Consider the following 12,786-nt stretch of genomic DNA (forward strand, 5'->3'; position numbering starts at 1 on the left):
GGTAAGAACTGAGTTTAAACTTAGTGATATCGTAGATAGCGAAGAAAGTGTACCTCATACAATTTCTGATATTGTAAGTTATATTAAGAGTAATCAATCTAATACTGTTCCATTGCTCAACTCATCTATTCCTATCTCTACAGATAAAAGTATTGTTAATATTCAGCCTGATGAATTTTATGAAATGTCTAGATATTCTGCAAGTACAATTGATATGGCAATAAATGATGAAGCATCATATCCTTTAGAAAATAGGAATATTTTGTTAATCGGAGATTCAAAAGATGGTGAACTTAGTAAATTAATGTTAGAAAGACTATCTGAAAGTAATAATAAGGTTGCTTTGATTTCACCATTAGAATTCGATTTTTCTAATAGTGAGGATATTAAAAATGTATTTCAAGAGAGAGTAAATCAATTAGGCTATGTTGATTGTATTATTAATCTTCAAGGATTAACGAATATTGTATCAATTAATAGTGATATGACTACAGAAGAATGGGAAAGCACAGTATTGAGCCTATATAATGGGTTATTCTATTCATCTAAGATTTCATATGAATTTTTAAAAAATCATACTAATTCTGCATACTTTGGGGTTACAAATATCGGAAAATATTTTGGAGTAGAAAATAATCAAAATGAAGTAATCAATCCATTGGGGGCCTTAGTTACAGGTTTTGTAAAAGCACTTGAAAAAGAATTGCGACCATTCAAAACAAAAGTTGTTGATATTGATGATTCTGATCACTTAACTAATGAAGAGATTTCAAATATATTATTGAGGGAATTTTCTTCAATTGGTAATTTAATTGAGATTGGTATAAAGAATAAAACTCGAAAGGGTATTGTTACGAAAACAATGGAAAATGTAGCTTTTGAGGAAAAATATTCGTTTTCCAGTAATGATGTAGTACTTGCAACTGGTGGGGGAAGAGGAATCACCTTTGAATGTGCCAAACAATTAGCTTTAAAAACAGGTGCAAAATTAATCCTAACAGGTCGTACTGATATTCCATCTATGGATGAGGATTATATTCAAATGACAGGTGTGGAATTTGATAGTTATAAATCTCGATTCATGATTCAACAGAAAAAATTGAATCCAAAATATTCTGCGCTAGATATTTTATTAAAATATGAAAAATTAAGAAACTCAAGGATACTAGCTAAAAATATTGAATCACTAAAAAATCTCAATATCAATTTTGAATACATAAAATGTGATTTTGCTAGTGAAAAAGATGTAATTCGGCTTAAAAAATATTTAAATGAAAATAATATTCAAATTAGTGGAATTATAAATGGAGCCGGTTTACCATCTTTTGGGAAAGTTAATGCTAAAAATGAAAATGCAGCTCTCAATGTTGTAAAAGTAAAAGCTAATGCAACGTTTTTATTATATAAATACTTTATTCAATACGGATTAGTAAAATTTATTATCCATATGGGCTCAATTAGTGGACGATTTGGTATGGATGGACAAGTGGATTATTCAGCAGCAGCAGATTTTTTAGTGAAAATGTCTGACAACATTAACAGTTTATCTCAAACTAAGAGTGTTGTAATTGGCTGGCCAGCTTGGGATGAAGTTGGAATGGCAACTAATGATGACGTTCAAAAAGTTCAAAAATATGAAAGAGGTCTTTCTTATATCTCGGTTTCTGAAGGAACTCAACGATTCCTAGAGGAAATATTTCTTTATAAGGGAACAAATGAAGTGTTACTTTTTCATAATTTAGGAACTAAAAATATGCCGTTAGGACAACTTGATTATACCAATGATATAGTTGGGTTTTCTGAAGTGATATCAAAGGATGGCAGGGTGTGTAATCGAGAAGAATATCCTATGATTGACTCAGTCAAATATATAGATGAAAATAAAATTATAGCAAAGAGAAAATTATCAATAGATTATGATGAACATTTAAAGGAACATATTGTGAAAGGTACAAGTGTTTTGGCTGGTGTTTATCATGTTGAAGCAGCAGCGGAATTAGCTGATTTATATTTGAATAATTTTGGAATGAAAGAATATAAAGTGGCCGAAATTTCTGAATTTGAGTTTGAAAAATTTATTAAAGTATATGAGGATAGAGAGGTAGAACTGACTTTAACTGGTGAGATATTATTAAAAAGTGACAATCAATTAGTTATGAAAGTTACACTTTCTTCTGATTTTGTAAACAGTAAAGGTGTAGTTTTGCAGAAAAATATTATTCATTCATCGGGTATTATTGAAATGAATAATTTATTAACTACAGAATCTGTTGAAAGGTACAGAGATATGCTGGGTAAATATAATAGTATCCAGATAAAAAAACATTTAAATATGGATAAATATTATTTGAAAGGAGCAGATAATATATTTTTTGGACCTAACTTTAGAAATATTAGTAATGTGAGAGTGGATAACAGTAAAAAAATATCTATTGGCGATATTAATGTAACTGATGAAAGTAAGGTATTTAATTTTATCAATAATATTGATTCTAAAATTAATCCAATTTTAATTGATAATGTTGGAAGGCTTATGCTATTAAATGAATTTTATCAAAATGGTAATACAGTTGTTCCAACCTTTATTTCTAAAACAATTTCCTTGGAGAGTTTTAATATTGGTGAAAAGGTGAAAGCCTATGTTGAAAAAGTTGCTGAAAATGGTGACGAGGTGATTTATGATGCTTTTGTATTTAATGAGTCAAAATTATTATTAATTATTGAACAAATGCACTTAACTAAGGTTGGACAAACTTCTGATTATGAAATTGAAATTTAAAATAAAGTTTTTTAAAGATCCAGGTATTTATATTCAAAATATCGATGATTATACTGATTTTGACTTTAAATTGTTTAAAAATTATCTATCAAGAAATGAATTAAAAAAAATAAATAGAATACGTATATTAGAAAAACAGTATTTAAAAATATTATCAAGATTTATGATTAAAAATATTGTAAAAAATGATTTTGGTAGCGATGAATTAAATTGTTTTGAAGTTCTTAATAATATGGGAGATATAGGCCAACCTGTTCTTTTTTTTAAAAACAAAGTTACTAGTATGAGTGTAAGTATGTCCTATTCATCCCCATTAGTAGCAGTAGAAGTGTATGAAAAACAGGAAGGTGGAAGCATTGGTATAGATATTGAAAAAATATTTAAAAATATCTCAAGTGAATTTTTAGAATATTGCTTTACTTCGAAAGAATTAGAATCTATATCAAAAATTTTTAAACAAACTACATTTGAATGTAGTTGTACCATGTTGTGGTGTATAAAAGAATCAGTGGGGAAGCTTTTTTCAATAGGCTTATCTGGTAATCCTAAAAAAATAGAGATATTATTTAAAAATTTAAATGAATTAGAAGTAGTTATTCATTCAAATAAACTAGGGGCTTGTGTTTATAGAGAACCTCTAAGTTTAAATGTTGATTTTTTAGATGGATATTGCATTTGTAGTGCGAAGATACGAGGAGGTATAGATAATGACATCAATTATATCAGTAAAAAATTTAAAGAAGACTTATCAACAAAGGACAGTTGTTGATAACCTCAGTTTTGATGTAGAAGAAGGTAGTCTATTTTCCTTTTTGGGACCCAATGGAGCCGGTAAATCAACAACAATCAACATTATTTGTACAGTATTAAAATCCTCTAGTGGAGAAGTTTTTATTGATGGATTAGATGTCAGAAAACATAGTCAAGACATTAGAAAAAAAATTGGGGTAGTCTACCAACATAATGTTTTGGATAATTTACTGACGGTTTCGGAAAACTTGAGATTTAGAGCTAGTTTATATGGAATCATAGGTAATGAGTTTGAAAATCGCTTAGAAGAAGTAGCTAATCAATTAGATTTTAAAAACTATTTGAATCAACCTTTTCATACTTTGTCAGGTGGGCAAAAAAGGCGAGTTGAAATAGCTCGAGCAATATTTCATGAACCTAAAATTTTATTGCTTGATGAGCCAACGACTGGTTTGGACCCTGAGTCAAGGAAAACTGTCTGGGAGATTATTGGGACATTGAAAAATAATTTTGGAATGACTATCTTTTTAACGACCCATTATCTTGAAGAAGCGAGAAATTCTGATTTAATCACAGTTATTAATCAAGGTAGAATTGTTGCAACAGGAACGGCTATTGCTCTTCAGAAAAAGTATTCTTGTGACCGATTATTTTTATATCCTTATAAAGAAACAATGGAGCAATTAATAACTAGTGTCAAAAATGTACCATTGTCTTACAAAATATCCGACGATCATTTAATTATTGAGGATCCAAGCATTGGTAACGTAAGGGAAATATTGAAATATGATTCGTTGATAGATTCGTTTGAGTACTTTAAAGGAAATTTAGATGATGCATTTATCAATATTTTAAAACAAACGGGGGATAGTGTGTAATGATTAAAAGACATTTAAAGATTTATATCCGAGATAAGGGAACATTAATTTCCTCTCTTGTTGCTATTTTCGTTACAATAGGATTATATCTATTATTTTTAGGAAATTATCTAGAAAATACCATCGATCAGTCTATTGGAACTAATTCTGGGAATTTCTTGTTTGTTAATACTTGGGTGCTATCTGGAATTATTATCGTTAGTTCAGTTACTATTTCTTTAGGAGTATTTGGTGTTAAAGTTAAAGACTATGAAACAGGAATATATACCAGTTTTGCTGTTAGCCCAGTTAAGAAATTAGTAATTGTATTCAGTTATATTATAGCTGCTTGGCTGATGAGTCTTGTGATTACACTTGTTGTGTTATTGATTTGGACTCTAGTAATGGGGATGTTAGGTTATCAAATAATTACGGTTTCCACTATTCCACTACTTCTTATTTATATTACTCTAAATAGTTTATCGGCAACCAGTTTTACATTCTTTGTAGTGAATTTTGTTAAATCTGTAACTGCTTTTAGTTCGGTTTCAACTATATTAGGAACGCTAACAGGATTTTTAGCAGGAATCTATTTACCTATAGGAGCACTGCCTAGTTATGTTCAATATATTATGAAATTTTTCCCACCGACTTATGGTGTAGCACAGATTCGTAGTCTTTTAACCAAAGAACCTTTGAAGGCTATTACGAAAGGTGATAGTTCGTCTACTGTTGAGCAACTTAAACTAGATATGGGGATTCATGTAAAAATTTTCAATCACGTATTAAAAAATTATGAGATAATTTATTTACTGTTGTTTGTTATAGTGCTATTTATTCTATTATCTGGTTATCAATTAAGGGAGAGAAAAAATGAATGAAAAAAATAAATTTCATCATGGTGATTTAAAAAATGAAATTATTAAGCAAGGTCTAAAAATTATATATGATAAAGGATTCCAATCTGTTGAACTAAAAGATATTTCAAAGGCTTGTCATGTAAGTACTCCATCTATTTATAGGCATTTTGATGGAAAGAGTGATTTGATGGATAAACTACTTATTGAAGTGTCGCATATTTTTTATAATTTTTTAAAGAAAGAATGTCATCACTCTTATGAAGATGCTGAAGAAGATTTGATAAATATGGGAGTGAGATTTTTACAATTTTCTCAGGACTATCCTCACTATTTTGAGTTTTTATTTTATAGCAAGTTTGAACGTCATGTACAATTAGGAACAGATATCCAGATTGATTATAATGATGAAAACAATAGCTTCAATCTATTTAAAGAAGTTGTAATTCATTATTTCAATAATAATGGGATTAAGCAGGACCACAATAGGCACATTGTTAATCTTTGGTCCTATATTAGTGGTTTATCTATTATTGCTGGTAGTATTGATAGTGAGAATAAAAATATAATTTTAAGAAATTATATTCAAGGCATGATTAAATCATATACTCTTGGAATTAAGCAGGAATATGGTATTTGATAGGACAACTATTGTTATTTATTCCTATTTATATAAGAAAAAGTGATTTGGTAAAAACTCCAATATTATTAAATTAATCCCCCTTATTTAGGAGATTATGTGAAACGAAATACAGCACAGCTCAAAGGAAATTTGATTCAAGCAGGAATAGAACAAATCTGCCAACATGGCATAGATAATCTATCACTAAGGACCGTCTTACAAAAAAGTCGTATTACACACGGTGCTCCCTATAAACACTTTGGCAGTAAAGATGGTATCTCAGAATTGTCCTATCACGTCTTTCTGATTTTTGGGCCAATGAGATTTTCGTTGGCATCACGTCATTCACATCAGCGAGAGATGAATTGAGTCAAATGGGATTTAACTTTGTTTTAGCTACACAGAAGAATCCTTATGTCTTTGAAAGCTCTTTTTATTAAATCGCCCTTTAAATACATGGAGCTTTCTGGAGATACTATTTTAGTAGAAAAAGACTTACTTGGTTTTGATTCTTTTAAACGTGTTGTTCTAGCACTAAGAGAGGAGAAAGGCTTCCATAATAGTGAAGCTGATACTCTCTTTCACTTTTGTAGTTTTATCTCAGGCTTGGCTATTCTATCAAAAAAGTTCTATCGGAACGAATTTTTCACAAGCATCTCTTCGATTATTACTCGGAGAGATGCTTGATATTTACATTAAAGGAGAAAACGCATGAATATATTAATTATCACGGCCCATCCTAACCCACAAAGTTTCAACTCATTCATCCTTAAACAAGTACGAGAAAACATTGATAAGTCCCATAAACTTCAAGTACTTGACCTTTATGCTGAAGGATTTGATCCCACTTTGCGTTTTGATGAGAAACATCGAAGACGTGATTTAGTCTCTAATCCTAAAACTGCTAAATACCGTGATTTGGTGACTTGGGCAGACCAATTTATTTTCATCTTTCCTATTTGGTGGTCAGGGATGCCAGCGATGCTCAAGGGTTTTATGGATTGTGTCTTTGTCGCTGGATTTGCTTATCACAACACTAAGACTGGCTTAAAAGGCCATTTAAAAGGTAAGGCATGGATTATTACTACCCACAATACGCCATCTTTTATTACACTATTTTCTCAAGACTATGGTAAGGTCCTTAAAAATCAGATTTTAAAAGCCTGTGGTATTTCACCAGTCACCATCAGTCGAATTGCTGGTGTTGAAACAATTTCTGATCAGAAGCGACAAAAGGCCTTGGATAAGATTATCCTGAAAGCAAAAAATCTATAAATTATTAGAATACAATAGTGGTGTGAATTTTTAGTATTTAATAGCTCAATTCAATGCTTTTTAGGGTAAAATTCACACCATTCCGACGAAATTAGTTGAAATTGATTGAAAGTGTGCTTTCAGAAAATCGTGGAAATAATTGATATTAAAGGCTTTTGAAATTTATTCAAGCAAAAGTTGTTCAAACCAGGTCTTAAGAAAGCTCGTAAAGCATCACAATTCTCAAAACGTTAATCAATACGATTATATCAACGTTTACAGACATTCAAGAATTATTTCTTGGATGTCTTTTTTGTTTCAAAAAATCAAAGTTCACCCCAAAATTCACCCCATATTCACCCCATCAATTTTTTAAACTACGAAAAGCAATATCACCTACAGTCTGATTGACTTTATCTTTGATATTAACGTAAGTTTTTGTAATCTCTTTATCACTATGAGTAAGAGCTTCTGAGAAGGCTTCAAGAGAAACACCTGCTTGTTTAGCAAGAGTAGCACCAGTATGTCTTAGTTTGTGTGGTGATGCTGGTGCTAATTCGGGATGTCTTCGTCTGACTGATTTCATCTTGATAAAACTTAAAATTTTTCTAATTATAACGAAGCATAGTCAAAAAGCTATGACCTCTATATTCACAAAAAAATCCAGACCAATACTAGTCCAGATTTCTTGTCTATTAAACATTCTTTTCAAAGAATGGAAGAACGGCTGTAACGGCTTTGTCAACGCAATTATTTAACTGTGAGAATCCGACGCACATAAATTTTAAATGGCGTCTCAGTCACATTTAAATTTATGAGACGCTTAGACGTTAGGCTTTCAATTTGTCAAATTTTGCTTTGACATTTGCCTTGAATTCTTCAAGTTTAGCCTTGCGTTCGGCTTTACGTTCAGCCTTCATTTGTGCACGTGCCTGGTTGTAGAGGTCTTCTTGGACTTGCAGAGCTGCTTCGATTTCGGCTACGACGGTTGCTACATCCCAACGCACGATTTGGGTGTCGTACTTGGTGAAGTAAGCATCGATGACTGCTTCGTTGTTTTCTTGCACCAAGGCGACAACGGCTGTTTCGCCGTCGATCAATTTTTGAGACACAACGTCAATCAAGCCAGCTTCTGCCGTATCAACGGTATCACCAGCAGCCAAACCATAGAGGCTGCCAATACCATAACCAAACAAGACGCCGATAGGACCACCCAAAAGCCCGATAACTGCACCGAGCAAGCCACCTTCTAGGGTTGCATCCGTCGTTGAATCTTCAAAGTCATAGCGTTCTTTTTCAACGATGTGACCGTTTTCATTTTTGACCAAGGCGATTTGAGCAACCTTGGTCGTCTGAGTTTGGCGGAAAGCCTTCAAATCCGCAAAGGACTGATAAGCTTCGCTTTCAGTGTTAAAGACTGAAACTACTAGGTTTTCCATAGTTAGTACCTCTTTTCTAAATATATACGTTCATTATAATACAGTTTCAATCACTTTTCAATCATTTTAGTGCGACATTTTAATTGATATGTCGCGTTTATCAGCGTCAAAGAACAGTTTCAGGCAGCGGTATATCTTTGCCATATCCCAGCCCAGACACTCTGGCGACTCTGAGTGATTATCAAGAAAGGCGTCCAGCAACATCTTAAAGCCTCCCGTGCAAAAAGTAAATAAATAGTGTTTTTCCTGTATGCCTGTCACACGGCTAAAAGACCGCTTGACCAAATCTTCCAGAAAATTATAGCAGATATTATGTACCAGCTCTGTGTAGCGAGTCTGATGAGCGTGCCGAATCACATCGACACTTTTATAGAATCTGCCAACTGTTTCCTTATGGTCGAATCCTTGAAAGAAGTCGCTTTATTCGTCGGTCAAGACAATTAATTTGGCTGGTGCAACTGATTCGCCAAGCTATGAACAAGCAATTATTACCTTTTGAAAGCAAAAATGGCAATTATGAAGGTGAAGCTACTCAGGTCTTAGTTCTTCTATCCAATTACTATGCAGACAAAAAACTATTTGATGAAAATACAGATGAATATGGAAATATCTTGATTTTAAAGGATTCATCCATCATTTCTAAATTATCGGCTATCCCAGATTTATTAAAAAGGGGATCTAGTAGGTAACAATAATATCGAATATATCAAAGTACGCAATATTAGGATTTCTTCAGAGGTTGAGTTAGAGTCAGATGTTGATGGGGATAAGTCGGATAATCTGCCAATAGATATAAAAATACTAGAAAACAGGCTTGAAAAAGGCTCGTAAAGCTAGCCAGTTCTCTAAACGTTAATTCGTTGCTGGACAGCAGAATACAAACGAAAACACTTTGCATCTTGCAAGGTGTTTTTTTCTATGAGAACTGACGGTGCGCAATTAGGATAGCTCTAGCGACTTTAGTCGCATAGAGATATGCTATGCACAGTTGCCTCAAGAAAACAATGCTTCTTGGTCCACCCTGTTAGACAAGCTTCAAAACCAAGGAATCCAACAGATTTCTCTTGTAGTTACAGATGGCTTTAAGGGGCTTGAGCAGATTATCAGTCAGGCTCACCCATTAGCTAAACAACAATGTTGCTTAATTCATATTAGTCGAAATCTAGCTAGTAAAGTGAAACGAGCAGATAGAGCGGTTATTCTGGGGCAATTTATAATGATTTATCGTGCTGAAAATTTAGAAATGGCAGGACAAGCTTTAGAGGACTTTCTCGCCGAATGGAAACCAAAGTATAGGAAAGTCATGGAAAGTCTGGAGAAGACGGATAATCTTTTAACTTTTTATCAGTTTCCCTACCAGATTTGGCACAGCATGTATTCGACAAACCTCATTGAGTCTCTTAACAAAGAAATCAAACATCAAACGAAAAAGAAGGTTCTTTTTCCTAATGAGGAGGCTCTGGAACGTTACTTAGTTACGTTGTTTGAAGATTATAATTTCAAGCAAAGTCAACGAATCCATAAAGGGTTTGGTCAATGTTCTGATACACTTGAAAGCTTATTTAATTAACACTCCGTAACTCTACTTAAGTGTTTACACATAATTATTTACAGTATCAAAAAATAAAGTATATTGTTTTCATCATAATATAATTAAATATCAGTATAGAGAATTTTATCTATATATCAGATATCAGCAATTGCTTTTGCTGTCATTTTTCGCTACAATAGTTACAAGGAGGAAATAAACATGTTAAAAGAAGTATTAAACGTCGCAAAAGTTGCGAAAAAATCATCTCTCTTCTTAGGAGGGGTAGCATTTGGGACGCTTGGCTTGAAAGTCTTAGCAAGTAAAGAAGCTAAGAAAGGCTATTCTAAGGCCTTGGCTAAAGCTTACAAATTGAAAGATGGACTGGATGCATCTGTTTCTGTTGTAAAACAACACGGTGATGATGTTTTACAAGACGCTAAATATTTATACGAACAGGAAAAGAAAGAAGAACAATTAGATAGCCTGACAGGTGAATAATATGTCTTTTAAAGTGCTACACAGAGGATATCAACATATCCGATTATCGTCCTCGTTTTCACTGACCTTGGATATTCAAGATTATCTTCGTTCCTTGGCTAAAGATGAAAAAGGGATCGACTCTATTCAGTTTTATATGGATCAGCAGCACTTTACTCTACGTATGAAAGAAGGCTTCTCTGTATTAGAAAATGCAGAGGCCTTTTTAAAAAAAATTGACAAGGGGAAAGTTTCGGACTTGATGACTCTTCCCATTCGTAGAGAAGAGAGTGCTTATTCAATTGTATCGGGTGCAGCGATTAAGCGTTTGCTGTTTCGAAGTTTTGTACCCTACCCTATTCGTTATATTTGGACTTGTTATCAGGCTTTGGGTTATGTCAAAGAAGCCTATCAAACTTTAGCGCGCAAGGAACTAACCATGGAGGTCTTGGACTGTTCGGCCATTTTGTTGTCCTTGTTTATGAACCAATCCAAGACAGCTAGCAACATCATGTTTATGCTTGATTTGGGTAATCATCTGGATCAGTGGTCTTTAAAAAAAACAGCAACAGATTTGGAACAAAGCCTTCTTGCTAAAGAAAGTGATGTTTTCTTAGTGCGGGGAGACATGGTCATCAGCATCAAGAGTTCTGATGTTCAAGTAGGTGATGTATTAGTTGTCTCCCAAGGTAATGAAATCTTGTTTGACGGCCAAGTGGTTTCAGGATTAGGCATGGTCAATGAGAGTTCCTTGACTGGAGAGAGCTTCCCTGTTGAAAAGAAAGAGGGAGATTCTGTATGTGCGAATACTGTTTTGGAAACAGGAGAGTTAAGAATTCGTGTGACTGATAATCAGATAAACAGTCGTATTTTGCAACTCATCAATCTGATGAAAAAATCTGAAGAGAGTAAGAAGACAAAACAACGTCATTTTATTAGGATGGCAGACAAGGTTGTAAAATATAACTTCTTAGGTGCTGGTTTGACTTATCTGTTAACAGGTTCGTTTTCAAAAGCCATTTCCTTTTTATTGGTGGATTTTTCATGTGCTCTAAAAATATCCACACCTGTAGCCTACCTTACGGCCATAAAGGAAGGTCTAAATCGAGAAATGGTTATTAAAGATGGTGATGTATTAGAAAAATATCTGGAAGTGGATACTTTCTTGTTTGATAAAACGGGTACCATCACGACGAGTTATCCTTTGGTTGAAAAGGTTCTTCCTTTCGGAGATTATACTGAGAAAGATATTTTAAGAATAAGTGCATGTTTGGAGGAACATATCTATCATCCTATTGCCAATGCAATTGTTAAACAAGCTGAAATTGAAGGCATTGAACACGAAGAAATGCATGGCAAGCTTCAGTATGTTGCAAGCAAAGGGATTAAATCGCAAATTGATGGTCAATCGGTTGTCATTGGAAATTATGTACTAATGCAAGACGAACAGGTAAGAATTAGTTCTGAGCAGCTGGCCTTGATTGAGCAATATAAGACTCATTACAATTTATTGTTTTTGGCTTATAAGAAAGAATTAATTGGGATGTTTTGTATCCACACTCCCTTGAGAAGCGAGGCGAAAGTTGCATTGAAAAAGCTAAAGCGCCAAGGGAAAAAACTGATTCTGGCAACTGGTGATACGTTGGCTAGAACAGAAGAGTTGGTTAAAGATCTGCCATTTGACAACGTTTATACTGATTTAAAACCAGATGGTAAGTTTCAGTTGGTTCAGGAATTACAGAAAGCTGGCCGAACTATTTTGATGGTTGGAGACGGGTTAAACGACTCTGCTGCCTTGACGCTTGCAGATATTGGGGTTGTGATGAATGAAAGTGCTGATATTTCTAAGCAGATGAGTGATATTTTATTATTAGATAATCGTTTAGATTTCTTCGAGGAATTGAATTCTTTATCTGAATCGTTGCAGAAATTAATTCAAAGAAATATTCAAGAAACAGTTGTAATAAATGGAAGTTTAATTGGATTTGGGTTGTTAAATTGGTTAAGCCCATCTAATCTTTCGATATTGCACAATCTGACTACTTTAAGAATCGTCCTTCGTAGTCTTTCTATTAAAAGTAGGTAAGAGACCGAGAAGCTGAGGTTATAAAAACTAAAAGGAGTTGTCTCATTTGAGAATAACGGCTCTTTTCTACCATTTGTCAAGTCTATCAAGGCTTTAAGTAAAAAAAGAGATAAGACAGTAACTATTCTGAGGTT

General features: G+C 33.3%; 10 protein-coding genes and 4 pseudogenes. 12 read left to right on the forward strand and 2 right to left on the reverse strand.

The window, feature by feature from the left end; translation table 11 throughout:
• The 7 genes and pseudogenes from H7T99_RS10620 to H7T99_RS08645 all read left to right on the forward strand — a co-directional run.
• The coding region (locus H7T99_RS10620) for an SDR family NAD(P)-dependent oxidoreductase (protein WP_260315612.1) at positions 1-2,779 on the forward strand (2,779 nt) is incomplete at its 5' end.
• A complete protein-coding gene (locus tag H7T99_RS08620; RefSeq protein WP_155213654.1) occupies positions 2,763-3,548 on the forward strand; it encodes a 4'-phosphopantetheinyl transferase family protein in 786 nt (261 codons plus the stop codon). The genes H7T99_RS10620 and H7T99_RS08620, both read left to right, overlap by 17 nt.
• Positions 3,487-4,407 carry an ABC transporter ATP-binding protein gene (locus tag H7T99_RS08625; RefSeq protein ID WP_048790478.1) on the forward strand — a complete coding sequence of 307 codons (921 nt, stop codon included), beginning with the start codon at positions 3,487-3,489 and terminating at the stop codon, positions 4,405-4,407. The genes H7T99_RS08620 and H7T99_RS08625 overlap by 62 nt, the downstream gene beginning before the upstream one ends.
• The gene (locus tag H7T99_RS08630) at positions 4,407-5,267 is read left to right on the forward strand and encodes an ABC transporter permease (protein ID WP_048790479.1); all 861 of its coding nucleotides are present in this window, start codon (positions 4,407-4,409) and stop codon (positions 5,265-5,267) included. Before H7T99_RS08625 ends, H7T99_RS08630 begins: the two co-directional genes overlap by 1 nt.
• Positions 5,260-5,883 (forward strand): TetR/AcrR family transcriptional regulator, encoded by a 624-nt coding sequence (locus H7T99_RS08635; RefSeq protein ID WP_014621050.1) that lies wholly within the window; start codon positions 5,260-5,262, stop codon positions 5,881-5,883. Before H7T99_RS08630 ends, H7T99_RS08635 begins: the two co-directional genes overlap by 8 nt.
• 99 nt (positions 5,884-5,982) lie before the next feature.
• Positions 5,983-6,580: pseudogene (locus H7T99_RS08640) on the forward strand (TetR/AcrR family transcriptional regulator).
• The gene (locus H7T99_RS08645) at positions 6,577-7,140 is read left to right on the forward strand and encodes an NAD(P)H-dependent oxidoreductase (protein WP_014621053.1); all 564 of its coding nucleotides are present in this window, start codon (positions 6,577-6,579) and stop codon (positions 7,138-7,140) included. Before H7T99_RS08640 ends, H7T99_RS08645 begins: the two are co-directional and overlap by 4 nt.
• A 343-nt stretch (positions 7,141-7,483) precedes the next feature.
• Here the strand turns inward: H7T99_RS08645 and H7T99_RS08650 are convergent, their stop codons facing one another.
• Both H7T99_RS08650 and H7T99_RS08655 read right to left on the reverse strand, forming a co-directional pair.
• A complete protein-coding gene (locus H7T99_RS08650) occupies positions 7,484-7,705 on the reverse strand; it encodes a tyrosine-type recombinase/integrase (RefSeq protein WP_002893762.1) in 222 nt (73 codons plus the stop codon).
• A gap of 244 nt (positions 7,706-7,949) precedes the next feature.
• The gene (locus H7T99_RS08655) at positions 7,950-8,558 is read right to left on the reverse strand and encodes a DUF1269 domain-containing protein (protein ID WP_002893760.1); all 609 of its coding nucleotides are present in this window, start codon (positions 8,556-8,558) and stop codon (positions 7,950-7,952) included.
• A gap of 350 nt (positions 8,559-8,908) precedes the next feature.
• Here H7T99_RS08655 and H7T99_RS08660 point away from each other — a divergent pair.
• The 5 genes and pseudogenes from H7T99_RS08660 to H7T99_RS08680 form a co-directional block, all read left to right on the forward strand.
• Positions 8,909-9,052: pseudogene (locus tag H7T99_RS08660) on the forward strand (IS982 family transposase); the annotation flags it as partial.
• Positions 9,053-9,055: 3 nt separating this feature from the next.
• Positions 9,056-9,389 (forward strand): annotated as a pseudogene (locus tag H7T99_RS10530) (diacylglycerol kinase family lipid kinase); the annotation flags it as partial.
• A gap of 148 nt (positions 9,390-9,537) precedes the next feature.
• Positions 9,538-10,128, forward strand: a pseudogene (locus tag H7T99_RS08670) (IS256 family transposase); the annotation flags it as partial.
• 180 nt (positions 10,129-10,308) lie between these two features.
• Positions 10,309-10,587, forward strand: a complete 279-nt coding sequence (locus H7T99_RS08675; protein ID WP_002893755.1) for a DUF6110 family protein — start codon at positions 10,309-10,311, stop codon at positions 10,585-10,587.
• A 1-nt stretch (position 10,588) separates the two neighbouring features.
• Positions 10,589-12,652, forward strand: a complete 2,064-nt coding sequence (locus tag H7T99_RS08680; RefSeq protein WP_002893754.1) for a heavy metal translocating P-type ATPase — start codon at positions 10,589-10,591, stop codon at positions 12,650-12,652.
• The last annotated feature ends 134 nt before the right edge of the window (positions 12,653-12,786 follow it).

Origin of the sequence: Streptococcus sp. 17.1 (assembly GCF_016648655.1) — a bacterium.
Classification (GTDB): domain Bacteria; phylum Bacillota; class Bacilli; order Lactobacillales; family Streptococcaceae; genus Streptococcus; species Streptococcus salivarius_E.